Below are 20,393 nucleotides of genomic sequence, written 5' to 3'. Positions count from 1 at the left end.
GCGGCCGAGGTGACGCGTCGGGCGGGTCACCCCGCGTGCCGGGCAGCGTCGCGGAGGGGCTCCGTGATCGCCCGAGTGTCTGGTCGGGTGCTGGTCCGAGGCGTTCTCGGGGGCGGTGGGCGGTGGCCGACGTGAGCGGGTCGGGGCCTCGTCCCGGTATCCGGTCGGCCCTCGCCCGGGACGCCCACCGTCTCCCGTGACCCGGACGCCGCCCCCGCACGTTTCACGGTCCGACCCGGTGCCGCCCCGCGCCGCCGGCACACCCCGGGGCGGACGGTGGTGGCGCCGCGGTCAGCCGGCGTTCGCGGTCCGCCGGGAATCCGGGCGCGGCAGAAGGCATCCGGCGCGGTTCAGGTCCAGCTGGTTCCCCGGGGCCGTGCAGCCGGGCAGCCAGTACGTCGGTGTGGCGTACCCGATTCCCCGGTGTACGGAGATCGAGCCGTCCCGCGCCATCTCACAGGGGTTGTCCAGGGTGCACCGCCCTCCGTCGTGGTTGCTCGTGTTGTTGATGGCCACGATCTTCCCGTCGGCCAGAACCGGCGAGCCGGAGGTGCCGTGTCCGGTGTCGCAGTCCGGTGTGTACCGTACGACGTCCTCGGTGACGTTGGCCGTCTCCAGCACCCGGTAGGCGAACTGGTCGATGCGGCAGGAGAACTCCTGCTTCAGGCTCCCGGACACGACGCGGATCGCGGTGTCGCGCGCGGGGCGCCGGTCGGAGACCGTCAGCGGGGTGACACCGTGATCCCGCTTGAGTGCCCGGTACGTGTCGTCGATCTGGTACAGGGCGATGTCCGTACCGGTGAGCGTGACGTAGAGGGCCTTGGTCGCGTGCACCTGCGCGGCGGTGTCCCCCGCGCGGTCACGCAGGTTGAACAAGCGGTGGGACGGCTGGTCCACCAGAACCTCGCCCGGAACCGGCCGGGCTCCTTCGTAGCAGTGCCCGTTGGTCAGGACCAGTGCCCGGTCGTCGTCCGCGGAGTCCGGCATCCGGATGAGGGAACCGGAACATCCGGCGACGTCGGCCGTCCCGGTGAAGTCGGCCGTGGCCGGGGGCGTCGGGGCGGCAGACGCGCTGGGCGTCAGCAGCGCCAGGCCGAGCAGGGCCGTGCCGCCGAGGAGGGCTGTGGTCTTGGAGAAGCGCATGACGTGTCGTTCCTTCGTGAGGGAGGCGAGGCTCTGGGTCACTTCACTCCTGGGCAGCTGCCGCTGGTGGTCTTGCCGGTACGGAAGAACTCGACCACGCGGGCACCGCACGGCAGGTTCTTCAGGGAGGCGTGCACGTCGTCGCGCACGGTCAGGAAGGTGCCGCCTGCCGCCTTGTGTGCTTGCTCCGCCCACGCGTAGGGGGTGATGGCCTCATCCAGATGCCCGGAGATCTGCAGCGGGCTGTTCCCTCGGACCACGGGCGGCGGCGGGGTGTGCACCGGCCAGTCGGCACACCACGGAGAGATGTAGGTGCCGCCGACGGCCGGGTGAGCGGCGCGGCGGGCCTGAGCGGCGGACCACAGGTGCGCGAAGTCCGTCGGGGTGGGGTCGACGTTGCAGAGCATGGCGTTGTATTGCAGGGCGTTCAGGCCATTGAGCGGATCGCCGAGACCGTACGGGCGCCGGACGGTGGCGGCGCGGGAGCCGGCGGAGCCGGGGGTGCCTCCGTCGATCACGGTGACCAGGTCGTTCGCCGCCGTCACCCACCCGTCACGGCTGCTGCTGAAGAGACCCGCCGCCCAGTCGCCGTCCAGGCGCAGATCGCCAAAGACGCGAGGGGCGCGGTCCAGTTCCTCGCGCAGGGCGATGAGTCTGGCCTCGACCGCGGCCTTGTCGGTGCCCAGGTGGTAGTCGTAGTCGTGCTCGGCCAGCCAGCGGCAGAAGTCCTTGAAACCGCGCTCCCCCAGGGCCTCGATGGTGCCGTCCATGGCGGAGTGGTCGAACACCGGCGGCATCGACGAGTCCAGCCACATCCGGTTGACCCGCTCGTCGAAGAGGGAGCGGTAGGCGAGACCGGTCGCGGTGTCGAACGACTCTCCGAAGAAGTCGATCTTCTGGGCGGCGAGCGCGTTCCGCAGGGTGTCGATGTCGCGGGCGATGTTCGCCGGGGTGAGCTGGCGCACGAAGTCGGGATCGATCGCGGTGCAGCGTTTGTTGAACTCCGCCTGGCCGTCGAACGCGGCTTTGGCCCGCTCCTTCGGGCTCGCGTTCACCGGCGGTTCCGGTCCCGTACCGGCTTCGCACGAGATCTTCTGGCTGTAGCCGGTGCCGCGCGCGTCCATGGCGATGAGGTCGTGATCGGAGTTGAGGGTGCCCAGCCCCGAGCCGAGAAGGCCGTACAGCGCCGACGCGTTCGCCGTTCCGGGCCCGCCGGCACCGAACACCAGCGGTTCCTCCGGGTGTTGCCCGGTCGCCCTGGTCCGGCTCACCGCGACGGTGATCGTGCGGCCCTGCGGCTTGGTGTAGTCGAGCGGGACGGTCAGCTCCGCGCACTCGGTGCGCTGGTCTCCCGGGACGGGCCAGTCCTTGGCGACCGATGCGCACCGACGCCAGTCCAGGGCCTGCGCACGTGCCGGAGCGGCGGACGCGGTGGGCGTCAGCAGTCCGGTCAGTGCGACGGCCGAGGCAGCCAGCGCGCCGCCGCGCAGTGCTCGCCGCGCGACCGCCGGTGCGGCAGTGATGGGGGACATGAGGGTGACGACCTCCTGGTTGTGAGTACGTCGTGCCATGGGCACGTACGAGCAGGGCCACTCTCCCGACACCGGGTCGCGGCCGGTGGACGGACCGTCTTCCGCCGGCGCGCGACTGGGTATCCGTCGTGTATCACCGTCCGCGTTCCGGCGCCGTCGGCCTTCCGGGCTCGTCGTGCGCGCGGGCGGTGGCCGGTCCTGTGCGCGGGGCCGCCTTCCCCTCGGGTGCGCCTGTCCGCATGGCCGCCCCGGCGTACCCGCCGGGTACTCACGCGCGGGGCTCCTTCGTCCGCCGCGGCCGACGGCCCGCTCATCCGGGACCCGGGGAGGCTCACTGGCCGTTCCCGGTGCCGGGGCACGGGGGCGGCGCGGGCCCTCTCCTGCCCGTGGCCGACGTCGGGCCGGGCGGATGCCCACCGCACCATGAGGGCCCGGAGGTGTCTTCGCGGCGAGGCGGCCGGGGGTACCGGCCCGGTCCGGCCTCGTGCCGGTCATGGCGCGGGGCCGGCGGAACGAGCGGTACGCGACCTGCGTGTGTGACCCCGCTGTACGGTTGCTCACGCGGACGTGACGTGTGAGCGGTCCTGGACGCCGCCCACCCGCCGCCGGGGCGTCTCGGCGCTGACGGTTTCGCGGTCCCCGGGCTGTGTCGCGGCTGCTGCCATGTTCCTTACCGGCACACGTGCCAGGTGGCGCGGTGGTCCCGCTCCGCTGCCGGCAGGGCGCCTCGGCCGGCGGCGCCTGCCGTCCTCATCGATGCCGGTGTCCGGCACGGCGGCCGCCTCCCCATGCCGTCGGGCCCGCCCCTGCTCCGGGGGCCGGTGTGTTCCCGGTGTGCGGGCGGTGTCCGCACGGCGGGCCGACGGTTCGTGCCGGACCCGGACGGTTCTCGCGGGGATGCGCCGGGTCGCCGGGGCCCCGGACTCCTGCCTCGGACACCAGGGGACGGACAACCGGGAGCAGGGCCGGTGCGCCCCGGCGAGTCGGGCCACCGTGAGCCGCCACGGCGGCGCTCGTCGCGTGGTCGTCGTACGCCGCGACCTGCACCGGGTCGCGCGCGCCGCGGAGGGGCGCCGTTCGCATCAGCCGAACGTCAGACACACGTGCCAGACTGACGGAACGTATCGATACACGGGTGGTCGCCCGCTTTTTCCACGTGGTTCCTTGCCCCCTTGCTGTGCCCTTCGTCTGGTAGCTGTCCCGTTCGACGAGCACCGGAGGTCAACCCGGAATGCGTTCTTTCGATGCCACCCGCGATACGTGTCGACGTCCGGCACCTGCCGTCGAGGGCCGGCGCACACACAGGTGTCTGGTCGTACCGCGGCCGGTGCGCGAGCCCTCGGGCCGGCGGACGAGGTCCCCGTACGACGGGTGCCTCCAGGAGCGCGAGCGCCCCGGCCGCCAGGCACCGTAACGCCGACTTCACCGGCGTTCGCGGGACACCCCGCTGACGTGATCCCCACCGACAGCCGCCTGCCGGCTACCGCCCGATCCCTTCCGTCCCCAGGAGACCCTCATGGTCAGTTCGCCCCCCGATCCGCGGAGCGGCGCGTTCGCGCGCACGCTCACCACACCGAAGATCGTGTTCATCGTCATCGCCGCGGCTGCCCCCCTGGCCGCCATGGTCTTCACCGTGCCCCTCTCCTTCGCCCTGGGCGTCGGGCCGGGAGTCCCGGCCATGTTCGCCTTCGCCGGGCTCACCCTGCTGTGCTTCACCTCCGGCTACGCCGCGATCAGCCGGGAGATCACCGGCAGCGGCGGGTTCTACAGTCAGATCGCGCACGGTCTGGGCCGCCGTCCCGCGGCCGGGGCGGGCCTCATCGCGGTGATCTCCTACAACGCCGTCGCGGTCGGTGTCCTGGGGGCCTTCGCCTACTTCACCCAGGCGGTGGCCGCCTCCCACGGACTGCGTCTGCACTGGGCGGTGTGGGCCGTGGCGGCTCTGGTGTTCGTCGGCACCCTGGGCTACCGGGACGCCGAACTGAGCGCGCGGGTGCTGGCCGTGTTCATGGTGTGTGAGATCGCCCTCCTGGTCGCCCTGGACGTGGCGGTGCTGGTCCGGCATGGCTTCTCCGCCCTGCCTACGGCGTCCTTCACCCCGCACGCGACGCTCACCACCGGCATCGGGGTGTCCGTGATGTTCGCCTTCGCCTCCTTCATCGGCTTCGAATCAGCGGGCCTGTACGGGGAGGAGGCCAGGAACCCGGGCCGGAGCGTCCCGCGCGCGACGGTCATCGCCGTGGTGGTGGTCGCCGCCTTCTACGCCTTCACCAGCTGGGTGACCGTCGGTGCCGTGGGAGCGTCGCGGGTGCAGCAAGTGTCCTCGCACCACTTGGCGGACCTGTACTTCGGACTCGGCGACAGCTACCTCGGCTCGCTGGCCACACCGGTCATGCAACTGCTGTTGTGCACCAGTCTGCTGGCCGGTTGCCTGGCCCTGCACAATGCGGCGAACCGGTACATGTACGCCCTGGGCGGTGACGCGATCCTGCCCGGGTGGCTGCACCGGGTGCACCCGCGGCACGGGTCCGTGCACCGGGCGAGCCTGGTGCAGACCGCCATCAGCTCCGCGGTCGTCCTCGTCTACGCCGTGGCCGGCTTCGATCCGTACGCGAACATGTCGACGAGCATGGTGGGCCTGGGCACGCTGGGCGTCATCGTCCTCCAGGCGATGACGTCGGTCGCCGTGCTCGCGTACTTCCGGCGCCGGCCGCGGCACTGGTGGAACACCGCCCTCGCTCCGGCGCTGGGGTCCGTCGGGCTGGTCGTCGCGTGCGTCCTCGTCGTACGGAACTTCGGTGTGCTGACCGGCACGGCGAATCGTGTGGTCACCTCGCTGCCCTGGGTCCTGGCAGCGGCTTGGGCCATCGGGTTCGTCCAGGCCTGGCGCATGCGCGCGGTGCGGCCCGATCGCTACCTGGGGCTCGGCCGAGCGGCCGAGGACCTGACCGCCGGACCGGACAGGGCCAGGTCGCGAGCCGCTTCGCTGTGACAGGGGCCAGGGACGTCGGCTTCCCGCGTTCCCGCCCCGGGACGGGCTCCCTCCCGTCCGGGGGCAGGCCGTGTCAGCAGGCCTGCGGGGGCTCCGGATTCCCCTCCTCCTGACCAGCGTTCGCGAGCCCCCGTGAGTCCCTTCGCGGGGGCGTGAACGCCGGCGTCAGAGGCATGTCAGATCAACGTCAGAGGCGTCTGGCAGTATTTTCAACGACAGAGCGACGGCGGCTCAACCGCCGGAGCACTTGAAGGAGAGGTCCCCGTAGCGGCCTATCGGGGTCCGGGTATCCACCCGGTCGGGTCTTTGGCCCACGCAGGTTCGAATCCTGCCCTCTCCGCTCACTTCCTCGCCGCTCCCGGCGACAGGTGCCGTCGAGCGCGGGTGCCCGATCCCGCATTCCTCGACCACACGGGTTGGTCCGTGCGGTCCTGCGTGGCCACGGCGACGGTCGGCTCGATGGTTTCCTGCGTCAGAGCGTCGATGAAACGCCGTTGGGCATTCCCTGGCCGATCCGCTGGTGTTCGTCGACGAAACCGCGCATCTCCCGCTCGTACGCCGCGAACGCCTCGGTGTGCCGGCCGTCGGCCGCGGCCGGTTCACCGGCGAGGACACAGGCACCGATCAGTGCCTGGGAGGTGCCCCGGACGCCATCGGCAGCTGCCATCCTGCGCAGCGGCCTGGGCACCTCCCAGCCCGTCCCGGCGAAGTGCTCCGCCACGACGCGCCTGTGCTCGGCCACGTCGTGGCGGTCGTACGCCGGCGGTCCGCATGCGAAGTACAGGGCGACCCGGACCTCGGTGTCGTCCCGGGCGCTGAACATGCCGACCGCCCGGTCGGGGGCACTGTAGAGCCGGCCGGTGAACTCGTCACCGACGCGGGGTGACGGCGCCTATGCGGCGCGCTGTTGTGGCAACGGCCGGGGGCCGGCGACGGATTCCATCACCGTGAGGGCCGTCTGCCTCCAGTCCTCGAACGTCTCGCACTTCCGGGCGATGGCGACGTTGCGTTCGGAGCTCTCGCCTGCCAGCACGTGGACGGGGGTGAGCGGGTCGAGCGCGGCGCGCACCACGACGTCGGCGACGTCGGCGGGCGACGTCAGCAGGTCGTCCTGGCAGACCGCACGCATGTACCGCTCGTTCCATTCCTGGTCCGTGGCGTACGGGCCGTGCGGATCGATCTTCTCCTGCCAGCGTTTGGTGAAGATCTCGGTCCGGGTGTAGCCCGGCTCCACGCAGACCGCCCGGATACCCAGGGAGGCCGTCTCGAAGGCCAGGGACTCGGTCAGCACGGACATGGCATGCTTACTGGCCGCGTAGAACCCTCCGTACGGGGTGCCGGGGAGCCGGCCGGCCATGGACCCCACGTTGACCACGACACCGCTTCCGCGGCCGCGCATCCCTGGCAGGACCGCGCGCACGGTGCGTAACAAGCCCCAGAAGTTGGTGTCCATCACTTCCTGGGCCAGTTCCATCGGCACCGTCTCCACCGGGCCGGCGTGGGCCACGCCCGCGTTGTTCACCAGGATGTCCACGGCGCCGTGGCGATTCTCGACGGTCTCCACCGCGGCGCTCACGGATGCCTGGTCACTGACGTCCAGCGCCAGCGTGTGCAGCGACAGGTTCTCCGCCCGGGCGGCGCGCAGCAGTTCCTCCGCCCTGCCGGTGTCCCGCATGGACGCGTAGACGGTCAATCCCTCCCGAGCGAACGCCAGCGCGGTGTGCCGACCGATGCCACTGCTGCACCCTGTAATCAACGCTACGGACATCGCTGCCTCCTTGGTGTCTTGTAGCCGAGGTCTTGCAGGGGCCCCGCTCACGGACGCGGTCAACGCACGGCGGCCGGAGCGGCGGCCACGTTGTCGACGAGGTTCTCCAGTCACGGCCCGTGCTTCATGTCCATGACAACCTTCCCTGAAAAACTCGCCGCAACCGTGATCCCCAATACCCGATGATCTTGCGAGTGATTTCGAGCAGTGCGACGAACGGGGCGAACACTGCCTTGATCGAGGCACATCCGGAACCCAATTCCAGGTCTCCCTGAGGAATTCGATGACCTGCTTCGGAGGCGTACCGCTCCCGCCTTCTTCCCTTCCCGCCGGCCTGTTCCCGGGCGCGCGAGAAGGGCAACCCGCACCGGATCGCCGCGGGCGCTTCCCCGTCATTGTGCCGCCCTCCCCTGACGAAGCGCTGTCGAAGGGCTGACGAGGCGCCTGTTCCCGGTGAGCGAAGGGCCGACTTTCCTACTCGCGAGTTATTCGGGTGGCTAGACTCGCGGCGATACGTCAACTGCACCTGTTTGCAACGGAGTTACCGTGGCTCTGCCCCCCGAAGGACTGCACAGCACCCCGTTCTCCCCGCGATTCGCCGACCGCGTCGAGAAGTGGATCGACATCTACGGCCATGCCGTCCCCCTGTTCATCAGCGATCCCGTCGAGGAGTACGAGGCCATCCGCACCGCGGTCGCCGCCCTGGACTACTCGATGCTCTACAAGTGGTACGTCGAGGGTGAGGACGCCGTCGCCACCGTCGACGCGGTCTTCTCGCGAAGTGTCCGCGATCTCGACGCGGGGCGTATCGCCTACGGGGTGATCGTGGACGCCGACGGCATGATGATCGACGACGTGACAGTCGCCGTCCTCGGGCCCGGCCTGGTGGTCGTCACCGGTGGCAATCCCGTGAGCCGGCAGTCGCTGGAGGCGCACGCACCCTCGGGGACCACGGTGACCGAACGCCGCGACGACTTCGCCGTGCTGGCCCTTCAGGGGCCGCGCAGCCGGGACGTACTTCAGCGCCTCACCCACATCGACGTCTCCAACTCCGCCTTCCCCTACTACACCTTCGTCCAGGACGTCCCCGTCGCGGGTATCACGGCACTGGTGAGCCGGATCGGGTTCACCGCCGAGCTCGGCTACGAGATCGAGGTGCCGCGCGAGCGGGCGCTCGATCTCTGGGACGCGGTCCTCGACGCGGGAGCCGGCCTCGGGGTGAAGGCCGCCGGCGCCGCCGCGCTGCTCACGTGCCGCACCGAGGCCGGGATGATCATGGGTGAGCTGGAGTACGACGAGACCGTCACCCCGTTCGAGTGCCGGATGTCCTGGGCGCTCGACTTCGACAAGGGTCCGTTCCAGGGCCGGGACGCGCTGCTCGCCAAGAAGGGCACCGCACAGGGGCGGGTCGTCAGTGTCGTCGTGGACGCCACGCCCGAGACCGCCGAGGGCGCCCGGCTGGAGATGGACGGACGGGACGTCGGCCATGTGACGATGGCCGTGCCCTCCCCCGTGCTCGCCGGCGCCACGCTGGGGCTCGCCCGGGTGCACCGTGACGCCGTGAAGTCGGGTACCGCCCTGACCGCGGTCGCCTCCGACGGTTCGAGGGCCGACGCCACCGTACGGCCCACGCCCGTGTATGACCCGGAGCGCGCTCGGGCGCGGGGCTGAGCAGGCAGACGCACCAGCCGGGCGGCGAGCGGTACGTCCGTCCCGGCACCTGCGCACCGGGGGGTTTTGGAGTCCCCTGAGCCCGGTGTCCAGGCCGGTGCGCCCCACCGCCGCGGTGACCGCGGCGGTGGGGCGCACCGGAAGCCCGGAGCACGCCGGCCGCGGTCGCGGGACCACGGGGGCGCGCCCCGGGCTTCGGGTTTCCGGGCGCCGTACGCCTGCCGCCGTCGAGGCACCGCAGCAGGCGCGTCGGGGTCATGGTGTCGTGAACACCAGTACCGCGTTCTGGCCGCCGAAGGCGAAAGAGTTGCTCAGCGCGGCCTTCATCCGCAGGTGGCGCGGGGCTTTCGACACCACGTCGACGGACACCTCCGGGTCGAGGCTGTCCAGGTTGGCCGTGGGCGGAACGACGCCGTTCTCCAGGGCCAGTACGGTGTAGGCGGCCTCGACCGCCCCGGCCGCTCCCAGGCTGTGACCGGTGACGCCCTTGGTCGAGGTCACCGCGGGGCGCTGTCCGAAGACCCGCTCCACCACCTTGGCTTCGATGACGTCGTTGAGCGCCGTCGACGTGCCGTGGGCGTTGACGTGGTCGATGTCGTCCGGCGTCAGGCTCGCGTCGGCCAGCGCGGCCCGGATCGCCCGCTCCGCGCCGGCGCCCTGGGGGTCCGGCGCGGTCGCGTGGTGCGCGTCCGCGGAGGCGCCGTACCCGGCGAGGCGCGCGCGGACGCGCGCACCGCGTGCCCGGGCGTGGTCCGGTCTCTCCAGTACGAGGATGGCCGCGGCCTCCGCGAGGACGAATCCGTCCCTGCCCGCGTCGAAGGGCCGGGAGGCGGCCTCGGGCGCGTCGTTGCGCCGGGAGAGCGCGCCCATCCGGGCGAACGCCGAGACGATGGCCGGTGACAGGCTCGACTCGGTGCCGCCCGCGATCACCACGTCACACGCTCCGGAGCGCAGCAGGTCGCGGGCGACGCCGAGCGCTGTCGCGCCGGAAGCGCAGGCCGTGGCGGTGACGAGGTTGGGGCCGAGCGCGCCGAACTCCATGGCCACGTAACCCGAGACCATGTTGGCCGCCGCCATCGGGACCAGCATGGGCGAGACCGTCTGGGCGCCGTCCACGACCAGGTTGCGTACCTGCTCCTCGAAGGTGGCGGTGCCGCCCAGGGCGTTGCCGATGACGACGCCCACCCGCGGTCCGTCCCAGTCGCCGGGGGTCAGACCGGCGTCGGCCAGCGCCTCCTTGGCCGCGACCAGGGCCAGTTGCGTGTAGCGGTCGAGTCGCCACGCCTTGCGCTTGCCCAGCTCGCGGGCGGCGTCGAAACCAGGTACCCGGCACGAGATGTCGGTGAGCAGTCCGGCGAAGGCCGGATCGGTGGCGGCGGTCGCCTCTCCGGCGGTGACCCGCTGCCAGTTCTCCCGCACGCCCAGGCCCGCGGGTGTCACGAGACCGATTCCGGTCACCGCCACTTCCGGGCCGCCGGCAGCAGGCCGGTCACTCATCGAGGATCCCCCGCCAGTTTCGCGTCGATCAGACGGACCACGTCCTGGACCGTGTTGTCCGGGCCGATCTCGTCCTCGGACACCTTCACCTGGAACTGCTGCTCCACGGCGAGGCCGAACTCGACGAGGGCGAGCGAGTCGAGGTCGAGATCGCGCATCCTGCTGTCGTCTTGGACTTCGTCGGCCTCGACCCCGAACCTTTCTACGAGCAGCTCGACGATGCCGGCGGTCTGAGAATCCATGGGAATGCCTCCTTGGTCTTGGGGGAATGTCAGGTGCGGTCGGACGCCCGGTGCGTCACTGCGGGACCACGTCCGGCCAGTGCAGGACCGTGGAACCCCAGGACAGGCCACCGCCGAACGCTGTGAGGAGCACCTTCTCGCCCGTGCGCAGGTCCGCGTCGGCGAGGGCGAGGGGGATCGAGGCGGCAACGGTGTTGCCCACCCGGTCGATGTTGCTGGCGATCTTGTGCGGGGGCAGGCCCAGGCTGTCGGCCAGCGCCGCGAGGATCCGGGCGTTCGCCTGGTGCGCCACGACCCGGTCGACGTCGTCGGCCGTCCACCCCGCCCGCGCGAGCACCGACCGGCTCGACTCGGTCATGCGCGTCACGGCCTGCTTGAACACCGGCTTGCCCTGCATGGTGAAGTAGTGGTCGCGTTCGGCGGCCGGGACGCCGCTCGCCCGCTGCCTGGACCCTCCGGCCGGGACGGTGATCAGCTGGGAGAGGCTGCCGTCGCTGCCCAGGTCGAACGGTCCGAGCGCCCCGGGTTCCCCGGGTTCTCCTTGGCGCAGCAGGACGGCGCCCGCCCCGTCCCCGAAGATCGCCCTCGTCGTACGGTCCGTGGGATCGAGGATGGTGGAGAAGGTGTCGGCCCCGATCACCAGCACCCGTTCGGCGATGCCGGTACTGATGAGCCCCGCCCCGGTGGCCAGTGCGTAGACGAAGCCGGCGCACACCGCGCCCACGTCGAAGGCCGGAACGCCGGCCAGCCCCAGGGCGTCGGCGACCTCCGGCGCGGTCGCCGGGCACGGCATGTCCGGTGTGCTGGTGGCCAGCACCACCGCGTCGGCCTCGTCGCACTGCGCGGACTTCAACGCCCTGCGCCCGGCCTCGGCCGCCAGCACGGAGGTGGAGGAGCCCGGTTCGATGACGTGACGCCGACGGATGCCGGTGCGCCGCACGATCCATTCGTCGGAGGTGTCCAGAACGAGCGAGAGATCGTCGTTGGTGACGACCTTGGGCGGCACACAGGTGCCCAGTCCCGCCAGCACGGCGGTCGTTCCCCCACGGAGCCCGTGCCCGGTCATCCGAGCGCCTCCTCCAGCCCCATGTAGTGCAGGCGCTTGGCCTTCATGTCGTCCGACCACTCCTCGGCGGTCTGCTGCCGCTCCTCGGGCGTGGTGTCGAGCAGCCGGCGACCGGGCCAGACCTCGTAGTCACCGACGAGCTCCGGGTACAGGCGCAGGCCCTCCTGGAAGTGGACCTCCCGCTCGTAGACCATCTCGTGGGTCGGCAGTTCCTCCCACATCTCCATGCCCCGGCGGATCATCGCCACGACCCGGTCCCGGTCCTCGGGGTGCTCCAGCAGGTACTGCCGGGCGATGGAGGCACCCACCGTCAGGTGCCGGATCTCGTCGATGCCCGCGCCCTTGTCGATCTCGGCGGCGGCCGGGTCGATGGGCCGCCACTTGCGCTCGCTCAGTTCGGCGGCCGGGGCCAGCGCGCCCTCCAGGATGATCGTCATCATGACGACTCCGCCGATGAAGTCGCGTTCGTCACGCATCACTTCGAGACAGCGGCGCTCCAGCGGGTCGATCACCGTCCGGTGGTAGGGGTCGGCGAACTCCTCGACGGCCTCGGCCAGGCGCTCCCGCGGAACGCCGAGAGCGAGCAGGTGGTTGCGGAAGACCATGGAGTGACGGCACTCGTCCACCAGCTGCGTGGTGTAGAACTCCATCGACGGGATGTCGGGTGCGTTCGCCACGAGGAAGGACAGCACACGGGTGGCCTTCTCCTCGGCGATCGACCGGAAGGCGTACTCCTTGGTGATCGCCTCGAAGAACGGGCCCTTAAGCATGTGCTGACCCACCACCAGGTCCGGGCTGTGCCCGTCCGGCCGGCCGCGCAGGGTGCCCTGCGGCACCGCTTGCAGCCAGTAGCGCAAGTCGCAGTCCTGCGCGGTGAGCTCCAGGTCCATGGCCCCTTCGAGCAGGCCGGGCGCCTTGTCCCAGTCCGCTTCCGGAGGGATCTGTGTCGTCATCAGTGCTCACTCTCTTCGGTAGGGATGGAACCGGGGTGCAGCCGTCCGGCGAAGTACAGGAGAGGGGCGGTGGCGGTCTGCTCCTGCGACACGGAGCGGACTTCGGCCAGCACGATCTCGTGGTCGCCCGCCGCGATGTACTGCTCGGCCCGGCAGCACAGCCAGCTCACCGTGCCGGCCAGGCGCGGCACGCCGTCCTCGTCCGGTTGCCAGGGGATCCCGGAGAACTGCTCGACGCCTCTGCCCCGCTTCCGGCTGGCGAAGTGCCGGGCCACGGCGGTCTGGCGGCTGGAGAGCACGTTGACCCCCAGCGTGCCGGTCTGCCTGATCACCGTGAGCAGGTGGCTGTCGCGGTGCAGGGCCACCGCGATCAGCGGCGGCTGCCGGGAGATGAAGGTGAACGTGCTCGCCGTGCTGCCGTGCACCTCGTCCCCGCGGCCGGCGGTGAGGACCGACACCCCGGTGGCGACCCGGCCGGCGGCCGACCACACCGAGTCGTGGAAGGTGCTGTCCGGGCGGGTGCTCGTCGTGGTGATCACGATGTCACGGGGCGCTGGGCGCGGACGGGCCCGGCGCTGTCCGCGGTGACCTCGCTGCGCAGGGCGTCGAAGCCGGGGTGCAGCTCGGGTTCGAAGGGCAGGCCGAAGGGCTTGAGGAAGTTGCCGAACAGCGCCCGGTCACCGAAGAGGTGGATGGGCAGGGCCAGGAGGGACCAGACCGGCCCGCCGAGCAGCCACCACAGCAGGGCCACCGCGGACTGGGTGACCAGGCTGTGCATCGTGTTGTACAGCACGTAGTAGTGCTTGGGGATGCGCTTGGTGCTGCTGCGCCGGTACGCGATGGCGCCGGGGATGTAACCGATCAGGTCGATGTACAGGAAGAGCGCGGCGAAGTCCCACCACTCGATCTTCGACAGGTGCGTGAAGAGCAGGTAGAAGCTCGCGATCAGGCCGACCAGGTACTCCGCCCGCAGCAGGCGGTTGGTGGTCTTGGTGTCGAAGTGGTTGAGCGCGTCCATCATCGCCCTCCAGTAGGCGGCCGGTTCGACGTGTGAGCGGTTTCGTCCAGGTCGTGGAGGGCCTCCTCGCCCTCGCGGATGGTGATGCCGCCGAAGAGGCCCTCAAGGACACTGAAGATCGCCCGCTTGATCACGCGCTCGGCGATCGGGTCCATGATCCCCACGAGGCTTTCGATGCCGAAGTCGTAGGTGACCTCGAAGTACACCTCGGTCCCTTCGGGTACGCGGGCCAACTGCCAGTGCCCGCGGAAATCCTCGAAGTCGCCGTCCGTCTGGTGGAACTCGATGGACAACGCCTGGGGGTCGAGCGTCTCCTGTTCGGTCCATCGCATCAGGCCGCGCCGGAAGTTGACCTCCCAGTCGCTGTGGCGCGGGCTCCCGGGTTTGGTCTCGACGTCATGCACGTCCTTGGCCAGGCTGGGGAACCGGGTGAAGTCGGAGATCTGGTCGAAGGCCGTCGTCGGGTCGACGCTCGGGATGTCGGCCCGCAGGTGGATGGTGCGCACGTCTGGCTAGCTCCTTGTTCGGTGCGGTCCTTCGGATCAGTTCAGGACGGCCCGCGCCGCGTACCGGAAGGCGTCGAGCAGGAAGTCGACGTCGGCGTCGGTGAGGACGGCGGGCGGGGTCAGGCGCATGACGGTCGAGGAGTTGAGCGAGTGGTTGCCGAGCACGCCGGCACCGATGAGCTCCAGCAGCAGGTCGCCTGCCAGCCCCGGCACGGTGAACTCGATCCCTATCAGCAGGCCGCGGCCCCTGACCTCGCGCACCCGGTCGCCCAGTTCCCGTACGGCGATGTCCCTGAGCTGGGGGATCAGCAGGTCACCGAGGGCAGCGGCTCGCTCGACGAGGCCGTCTTCCTTGATGGCGGCGATGGCGCCTTGCGCGGCGGCCATGGCGAGGGGGTGGCAGGAGAACGTGGAGGTGTGGATGAAGGGGTCCTTGTCGAAGGGACCGAAGGCCTCCGGGGTCGCCACCAGCGCCGATACCGGGACGACTCCGCCGCTCAGCCCCTTGCCCACCAGCAGGACGTCGGGGACGACGCCCTCCCGGTCCGCTGCCCACCAGTGACCCACCCGGCCCAGGCCGGTCTGGATCTCGTCCAGGACGAAGAACGCGCCGTGCCGGCGGCACGCCTGCTCCACCGCCCGCAGATAGCCGTCGGGGGGGATGATGACACCGGCCTCGCCCTGTACCGGTTCGACGATGACGCAGGCTTCACCCGGGTGCTGGGCGAGCACCCGGTCGAGCGCCTCGGCGTCGCCGTAGGGGACGTGCGAGACGTCGGGCAACAGCGGCCGGAAGGGGTTCTGGAAGGTCTCCTTCGCCGTGACGCTGAGCGCACCGAGGGTCTTGCCGTGGTACCCGGACTCCATGGAGACCAGGTGGCGCTTCCCGTGCGCGCGTCCCAGCTTGATCGCGGCCTCGACCGCTTCGGCGCCTCCGCAGGCGAAGTGCACCTTCTGGAGGCCGGCGGGCACCACCGACACCAGCGCCTCGGCTGCCCGCGCCGCCTGGGGTTCCAGCAGCAGCCGGGTGGCGATGGGGTTGGCGTTCAGCTGGCGGGTGACCTCGGTGATCACACGGGGATGGCGGGCGCCCATGAGGAAGACGCCGTAGCCACCGCAGTTGAGGATCTTGCGGCCGGCGGCGGTGCGCAGCCATGCTCCGGAGGAGTACTCCTCCACGTCCCCGCCGAACATCTCCCCCAGTGACGCCCGCCCCTTGCTCAGGTAGCGGCGGTAGCTGGAGATGATCGCCTGCTGGTCGTCGGCGGTCCGGGACACCGTGCTCATGGGTTCCTCCTTGACTCGGCTCATGCCACGATCAGCGGTCGGCCGGCGTAGTAGTCGAGCAGCCCGTCCGTCATGCTGGTGCGGGACGGCGGGTGGAAGGCGATGGCGTGCGCCGCGGTGGCCAGGTAGGACACGTCCGCGGACGACACGTAGGCCATGCCGCCGAGGAGTTCCACGGCCTCGTTGACCGAGGCCGAGAGCAGGTCCTGCACGGTGAAGCGGGTCGTCAGGGCGGCGGCCAGGCAGTCGTTGCCGAGGTCCTCGTCCATGACGCGCCTGGCGAGGCCCTCGGTCAGTGCCGCGGCGGACTCCACCCGCGTCACCAGGTTGGCGCGGTCGGTGGCGCTGCCACGTCCGCGCTCCAGCACACGGCCGACCAGCGTGCTGACCATGCCGGTGTAGGCCGCGCACACGATCATCTGGAACCAGACCAGTCCCACTTCCTGCAACTCGCTGAGTTCGTCCGCGAGTTCCGCGGGCGGTTGCAGGATCTGGCTGTCGGTCACGAACACATCGGTCAGCCGGACCTCGTTGCTCTCCGCCGCCGCCAGGGCGAAGTTCTTCCAGAAGGGGTGGACGCTGATGCCGGGCGTGTCCGCCGGGAGCAGCAGGAAGCCCATGGCCGTGGAGCCGTCGGACTGCGGGACGCCGACGCTCGCGGTGAGCAGGCCCATGGACTTCGACAGGCTGCACGGCTTCTTCGATCCGTTCAGCAGGTATCCGCCCTCGACGGGGGTCGCCGTCATCGTCGGGTCGAGGATTCCCTGGCTGGTACGTCCTTCGGCGAAACCGGACGCGACGAGGATCCGCTCCTCCGCCACTCGCTTGAGCAGCAGGTCGTCCAGAGCGGAGCCCTTGGCGAAGGTGTCGGCGATGGCGAAGAGGGTGCCGATGGAGAAGTGGTGCATCGCCGTGGCCACGGCCAGGGACGGCGCAAGCGAGCCGAGCACGCGCACCACCCGCGTCGCTTCCAGCGGGCTGGCGTCGAGCCCGCCGTACTCCCGGGGCACCAGCAGGTTGGAGCCGCCGTGGCTGCGGAACAGCTCGACGGCCGGGCCGCCCTCCGTCTCCAGCTCGGACAGCTGGTGGCGCGCCAGTTCGGCACGCAGACCTGGCAGCAGCCGGTCACAGGTGTCGTAGTCGACTTGCATGAAACGCATGTTGGTCCTCGGTTCTCACTCGCTGGGACGGCTCTCGCCGGATTGGTCTTCGGTGCGCGGCGGCCGTGTCACGGGCCGGTCAGCGCCGCGTAGGCGCCGAACACCGCCTCACGGGGCCGCACGCCACCGGCGATCGACACGCCTTGCAGATGGGTGGTGCGCAACATCGGATAGTTGGCTTCCCCGAACGCTCCGCCCGTCTTGCCTGTGCCACCGTGCGTCGGCATGAAGGGGAGGAACCCGATGTGGGAATCGTTGATCTTCAGCAGGCCGGCGTTGGAGACGCGCGCGACGTACTCGTCGATCACCCGCTGATCGGCCGACCACAGGGAGTTGCGCAGTCCGTAGGCGTTGCTGTTGACGTAGTCGATCATGAGGTCGAGCAGGCGCTCGTCCGGAACGGACTCGGGCACCACGACGGGAATGAGGGGGAAGAAGGTCTCCTCACGGACCGCCTCGATCTCCCTGCACGCGTCCAGACCGTCGATGCGCAGCACCGTCGGTTCCAGGAACAGACCCGTGTCCGACGGGGAGCCGTCGGTCTCCAGCCGCCGGGCGCCGTGCACCACGCCGGCGCCCTTGGACAGGGCGTCGCGGACGTAGTCGAAGAAGCGTTCGCTGCGCAGCACCGGTGACAGCAGGGCCTGTCGGTCGTCCGGCAGACCGGGGCGGATCTGTTCGGCCAGCGCCTTCACCCTGGCGAGCAGTTCGTCCGCGATCGCCGGATGCGCCAGCACCTGGTTGGGGACCATACAGATCTGGCCCGAGCCGAAGAAGCACTCGCTGATGGCCTCGGCGGCGGCGTCGAGGTCGGCATCGCGCCATACGATGAGGCAGTCGTTGCCGGCCAGTTCGAGAATGGGCTTCTTCCCGACCGCCAGGCACTCCTGCTCCAGTTCCAGCCCGCGGGTCACGCCACCGGTGAAGAAGATGTCGTTGATCTGCGGACTCTTCAGCCAGTGTTGCAGCACGGGTCCCGGCCGGGCGCAGAACACGTTGAGCGTTCCGTCGGGCGCGCCGATCTCCTGGAGCGCCGGCAGCACCAGCTCCCGCATGGCGAACATGACACCGAGCGGCGCGCTACGCGGCGCCCGGAGCACGACGGTGTTGCCGGAAAGCAGCGGGAGGATCCCGAACAGGGCGCTGCTGGCCGGGGCGTTCTGCGGGGGATTGACGGCGACGACGCCGTCCGGCAGCCGGCGCAGGACCATCTGCCGGCCGCCGTGCTCGAAGCGGTGCTCCATCTGCTCGGCACACCACCCCAGCGTCTCCTCGCTGAAGATCTCCAGCAGCCCTGCCACCTGCCACTCGGCGAGCTTCCGGGGGGTTCCCTCGGCGGTCAGCAGGTCGATGAAGTCCGCGTGGCGCTCGTGCAGCCGCCGGCGGATGCCCTCACCCAGCTTCATCCTGGTGCTCAGTGGCATACCGGCCCACTGCCGTGCGGCCCCGGCCGCGGCCTCGGTCGCCCGGACGACCGTCTCGTCGTCCGCCACCGCGCACCGGCCGACGACGAAGTCGGCCGCTTCCGTGACGTCCGCCTTGCCCCGTTCGAGTCTGCGCTTGAGAGTGAGGCTCTCGAAGACGTCGTCGAGGATCGATGCCGTGGTCACCGTGTATACGTGTGAGTCCGAGGGCACATCTTCGCCGCCCACGAAGGAGTGGTACGTGGGGATGTCTGTTGTCGAAGTGTCGCAACCACCGGCGACGGAACCGTGACGGAGCACGGTCGAGGAAGCCATGTCCGGCTCTACCCTTCCGAGTGAAAACGAACTATCCGTACCGCGCGTGGATTTCCTGCACACCGCGCGGAGCATTCCGCCCGAAGAGGACGTCGATCCGGCTCTCGAAGAATCTCACCGGTTGCAAATCGTTGCCCAGTCAAACACGACTCGGTGCGGGAAAGAAGACTCGCTGGTGCCGACCGACGGCCGGAATCAGCGGGGCGTCAGGCACTCATCAGCGCATTCCACGCCGATGTTCAGTGCACGCGGCTCTCTCTGCCCTGCCAGAATTGCTCGCGCAGATCACGGCGGAGAATCTTGCCCATCGAGTTGCGCGGCAGTTCATCGACGAACTCGTACTGCGTCGGGATCTTGTAGTCGGCGATCCGCCCCTTGAGGGAGAGCATCAGCTCCCGGGCCCTGACCTGCTGGTCCGGCAGCAGTTGGACGCAGGCGCGCAGTGCCTCGCCCCAGGACTCGTCCGGCACTCCGATCACGGCCGCCTCGGCCACCGCGGGGTGTTCCCGCAGCGCCTCCTCCACCTCCGCGGGGTAGACGTTGGCCCCGGCGACGATGACGACGTCCTTGATCCGGTCGCACAGGTAGAAGTAACCGTCCTCGTCGACGTAGCCGGCGTCCCCGGTACGGAGCCATCCGTCGACGAGCGCCGCCTCGGTGGCCGTCGGGTTGTTCCAGTAGCCCAGCATGACCGCGGGCGAGCGCACCCAGGTCTCGCCCACGTCACCGACGGGCACTTCGCGCCCCTCGGCATCGGTGATCCGCAGCTCCACGTCCGGGCAGGGCAGGCCGGCCGACTTCAGCCGCGGGCTGCCCGGCACATGTGCGGCGGGCGGCAGCAGCGTCACCGCGTTCCCCGCCTCCGTGGCCGAGTAGGCCTGCACGAAGTCCGCCCCGATGACGTCCAGACACTGCTTCAGCAGGTCCTGCGAGATGGGTGACGCGCCGTAGACCACCTTGCGCAGCGTCGCGAACGCCGCGCGGTCGGCCGCCGGCTCCGCCAGCATCATCTGCAACATCGCGGGGGCCGCGAACGTGGTCGTGATGCCCAGCTCCCGGATGAGCCGCACGGCCTCCTGCGCGACGAAGCTCCGCATCGCCACCATCGTGGCACCGGCGCAGAAGCCCTGCATGGACCAGTTCAGGCCCGCCAGATGCAGACCGGACAGGCTGATCAGGCTCTTGTCCTCGGGGTACCAGTCCACCCAGTCCAGTCCGGCCCGGCGCAGCGACAGTCCCAGCGCGAAGAAGCTCCGGTGCGGGATGACGGCTCCCTTGGGGGCCCCGGTGGTGCCGCTGGTGTACACCTGGGCCACCGGGTCGTCGGGATCGGCCTCCAGGGCCAGGTCCTCATCGGGCCACGGCGCCTTCCAGGCGAGGAATCCCGCGCCGCGCTCGTCGGCGGTGTCCATGACGACCACGGTCGCGAGGCCGTCCAGCTCCTTGCTGAGCGTCGTGGCGACGTCCGCGTACTCGCGTTCCGCGAAGAGCAGCTCGGTGCGGGAATCGCGCAGTACGTGGGCGATCTCCGGTTGCGTCAGACGCCAGTTGAGCGGGACGAGGACCGTCCCGGACTTGGCGCAGGCGAACGCTATCTCGAAGTAGTGGTGGGACTCCTTGCCCAGATAGGCGACTCGTGAGCCCCGGCTGAGCCCTGCGCCGAGCAGGGCACGGGCGCTGCGGTTGCTCTCCTCGTGCAGCTCCCGGTAGCCGACGGTGACGCCCTCGGCGATGATCGCCGGGTGGTGGGGCCGGTGCCGGGCGTGGTGGCCGGGTATGGCGTCCAGTGTGCGCAGTTCGTGCACGGTGAAAGTCCTCT

Annotated in this window: 17 protein-coding genes and 1 tRNA gene; 3 read left to right on the top strand and 15 right to left on the bottom strand. The window is 70.4% G+C overall.

Annotated features, from left to right (window positions below; translation table 11 throughout):
* Window positions 1-291: 291 nt before the first annotated feature.
* Together IE273_RS25555 and IE273_RS25550 are read right to left on the bottom strand one after the other, a co-directional pair.
* Entirely contained in the window at window positions 292-1,185 is an 894-nt protein-coding gene (locus tag IE273_RS25555; RefSeq protein WP_229887512.1) for a trypsin-like serine peptidase, read from the bottom strand.
* Window positions 1,182-2,675, bottom strand: a complete 1,494-nt coding sequence (locus IE273_RS25550; protein ID WP_189817505.1) for an alpha/beta fold hydrolase — start codon at window positions 2,673-2,675, stop codon at window positions 1,182-1,184. Before IE273_RS25550 ends, IE273_RS25555 begins: the two co-directional genes overlap by 4 nt.
* A gap of 1,516 nt (window positions 2,676-4,191) precedes the next feature.
* Between IE273_RS25550 and IE273_RS25545 the strand changes: the two genes are divergently transcribed.
* On the top strand, window positions 4,192-5,667 hold the full coding sequence (locus IE273_RS25545; protein ID WP_229887511.1) for an APC family permease: 1,476 nt from the start codon (window positions 4,192-4,194) through the stop codon (window positions 5,665-5,667).
* Between the two features lie 252 nt (window positions 5,668-5,919).
* Window positions 5,920-6,007: transfer RNA gene (locus IE273_RS25540), tRNA-Asp, on the top strand.
* Between the two features lie 132 nt (window positions 6,008-6,139).
* On the opposite strand, the gene IE273_RS25535 is transcribed toward IE273_RS25540, so the two are convergent.
* Entirely contained in the window at window positions 6,140-6,490 is a 351-nt protein-coding gene (locus tag IE273_RS25535) for a Rossmann-fold NAD(P)-binding domain-containing protein (RefSeq protein ID WP_189817504.1), read from the bottom strand.
* Window positions 6,491-6,559: 69 nt separating this feature from the next.
* Window positions 6,560-7,435, bottom strand: coding sequence for an SDR family oxidoreductase (locus IE273_RS25530; RefSeq protein ID WP_189817503.1), 876 nt, complete (start codon window positions 7,433-7,435; stop codon window positions 6,560-6,562).
* Window positions 7,436-7,981: 546 nt separating this feature from the next.
* On the opposite strand from IE273_RS25530, the gene IE273_RS25525 reads away from it, so the two are divergent.
* Window positions 7,982-9,106, top strand: coding sequence for an aminomethyl transferase family protein (locus IE273_RS25525; protein ID WP_189817502.1), 1,125 nt, complete (start codon window positions 7,982-7,984; stop codon window positions 9,104-9,106).
* Window positions 9,107-9,361: 255 nt separating this feature from the next.
* On the opposite strand, the gene IE273_RS25520 is transcribed toward IE273_RS25525, so the two are convergent.
* The 11 genes from IE273_RS25520 to IE273_RS25470 form a co-directional block, all read right to left on the bottom strand.
* Window positions 9,362-10,603 carry a beta-ketoacyl-[acyl-carrier-protein] synthase family protein gene (locus tag IE273_RS25520; RefSeq protein ID WP_189817501.1) on the bottom strand — a complete coding sequence of 414 codons (1,242 nt, stop codon included), beginning with the start codon at window positions 10,601-10,603 and terminating at the stop codon, window positions 9,362-9,364.
* On the bottom strand, window positions 10,600-10,845 hold the full coding sequence (locus tag IE273_RS25515) for an acyl carrier protein (protein WP_189817500.1): 246 nt from the start codon (window positions 10,843-10,845) through the stop codon (window positions 10,600-10,602). Before IE273_RS25515 ends, IE273_RS25520 begins: the two co-directional genes overlap by 4 nt.
* 55 nt (window positions 10,846-10,900) lie before the next feature.
* The gene (locus IE273_RS25510; RefSeq protein WP_189817499.1) at window positions 10,901-11,911 is read right to left on the bottom strand and encodes a beta-ketoacyl-ACP synthase III; all 1,011 of its coding nucleotides are present in this window, start codon (window positions 11,909-11,911) and stop codon (window positions 10,901-10,903) included.
* Window positions 11,908-12,864 (bottom strand): VlmB-like protein, encoded by a 957-nt coding sequence (locus IE273_RS25505; RefSeq protein WP_189817498.1) that lies wholly within the window; start codon window positions 12,862-12,864, stop codon window positions 11,908-11,910. Before IE273_RS25505 ends, IE273_RS25510 begins: the two co-directional genes overlap by 4 nt.
* The gene (locus IE273_RS25500) at window positions 12,864-13,403 is read right to left on the bottom strand and encodes a flavin reductase family protein (RefSeq protein WP_189817497.1); all 540 of its coding nucleotides are present in this window, start codon (window positions 13,401-13,403) and stop codon (window positions 12,864-12,866) included. The genes IE273_RS25505 and IE273_RS25500 overlap by 1 nt, the downstream gene beginning before the upstream one ends.
* Window positions 13,400-13,882, bottom strand: coding sequence for a hypothetical protein (locus tag IE273_RS25495; RefSeq protein WP_189817546.1), 483 nt, complete (start codon window positions 13,880-13,882; stop codon window positions 13,400-13,402). The genes IE273_RS25500 and IE273_RS25495 overlap by 4 nt, the downstream gene beginning before the upstream one ends.
* Window positions 13,882-14,388 (bottom strand): type II toxin-antitoxin system RatA family toxin, encoded by a 507-nt coding sequence (locus IE273_RS25490; protein ID WP_189817496.1) that lies wholly within the window; start codon window positions 14,386-14,388, stop codon window positions 13,882-13,884. Before IE273_RS25490 ends, IE273_RS25495 begins: the two co-directional genes overlap by 1 nt.
* Window positions 14,389-14,424: 36 nt before the next feature.
* Window positions 14,425-15,675: an aspartate aminotransferase family protein gene (locus IE273_RS25485; RefSeq protein ID WP_189817495.1), complete on the bottom strand. Its 1,251-nt coding sequence runs from the start codon at window positions 15,673-15,675 to the stop codon at window positions 14,425-14,427.
* Window positions 15,676-15,695: 20 nt separating this feature from the next.
* On the bottom strand, window positions 15,696-16,835 hold the full coding sequence (locus IE273_RS25480; protein WP_189817494.1) for an acyl-CoA dehydrogenase family protein: 1,140 nt from the start codon (window positions 16,833-16,835) through the stop codon (window positions 15,696-15,698).
* A gap of 68 nt (window positions 16,836-16,903) precedes the next feature.
* A complete protein-coding gene (locus tag IE273_RS25475; protein WP_189817493.1) occupies window positions 16,904-18,445 on the bottom strand; it encodes an aldehyde dehydrogenase family protein in 1,542 nt (513 codons plus the stop codon).
* 368 nt (window positions 18,446-18,813) lie between these two features.
* A complete protein-coding gene (locus IE273_RS25470; protein WP_189817492.1) occupies window positions 18,814-20,379 on the bottom strand; it encodes a long-chain-fatty-acid--CoA ligase in 1,566 nt (521 codons plus the stop codon).
* Window positions 20,380-20,393: the final 14 nt, after the last annotated feature.

Source organism: Streptomyces olivaceoviridis (genome assembly GCF_014650115.1).
Classification (GTDB): Bacteria; Actinomycetota; Actinomycetes; order Streptomycetales; family Streptomycetaceae; genus Streptomyces; species Streptomyces olivaceoviridis.
Note: the sequence above shows the minus strand (reverse complement) of the source record. Positions and strands in the feature narration are given on the sequence as shown.

What these genes read in the sequence shown, in the direction of transcription:
- IE273_RS25480 (WP_189817494.1), bottom strand. Translation starts at nt 16,835, where the DNA reads ATGCGTTTCATGCAAGTCGACTACGACACCTGTGACCGGCTGCTGCCA.
- IE273_RS25510 (WP_189817499.1), bottom strand. Translation starts at nt 11,911, where the DNA reads ATGACCGGGCACGGGCTCCGTGGGGGAACGACCGCCGTGCTGGCGGGA.
- IE273_RS25505 (WP_189817498.1), bottom strand. Translation starts at nt 12,864, where the DNA reads ATGACGACACAGATCCCTCCGGAAGCGGACTGGGACAAGGCGCCCGGC.
- IE273_RS25515 (WP_189817500.1), bottom strand. Translation starts at nt 10,845, where the DNA reads ATGGATTCTCAGACCGCCGGCATCGTCGAGCTGCTCGTAGAAAGGTTC.
- IE273_RS25535 (WP_189817504.1), bottom strand. Translation starts at nt 6,490, where the DNA reads ATGTTCAGCGCCCGGGACGACACCGAGGTCCGGGTCGCCCTGTACTTC.
- IE273_RS25545 (WP_229887511.1), top strand. Translation starts at nt 4,192, where the DNA reads ATGGTCAGTTCGCCCCCCGATCCGCGGAGCGGCGCGTTCGCGCGCACG.
- IE273_RS25550 (WP_189817505.1), bottom strand. Translation starts at nt 2,675, where the DNA reads ATGTCCCCCATCACTGCCGCACCGGCGGTCGCGCGGCGAGCACTGCGC.
- IE273_RS25495 (WP_189817546.1), bottom strand. Translation starts at nt 13,882, where the DNA reads ATGGACGCGCTCAACCACTTCGACACCAAGACCACCAACCGCCTGCTG.
- IE273_RS25530 (WP_189817503.1), bottom strand. Translation starts at nt 7,435, where the DNA reads ATGTCCGTAGCGTTGATTACAGGGTGCAGCAGTGGCATCGGTCGGCAC.
- IE273_RS25520 (WP_189817501.1), bottom strand. Translation starts at nt 10,603, where the DNA reads ATGAGTGACCGGCCTGCTGCCGGCGGCCCGGAAGTGGCGGTGACCGGA.
- IE273_RS25485 (WP_189817495.1), bottom strand. Translation starts at nt 15,675, where the DNA reads ATGAGCACGGTGTCCCGGACCGCCGACGACCAGCAGGCGATCATCTCC.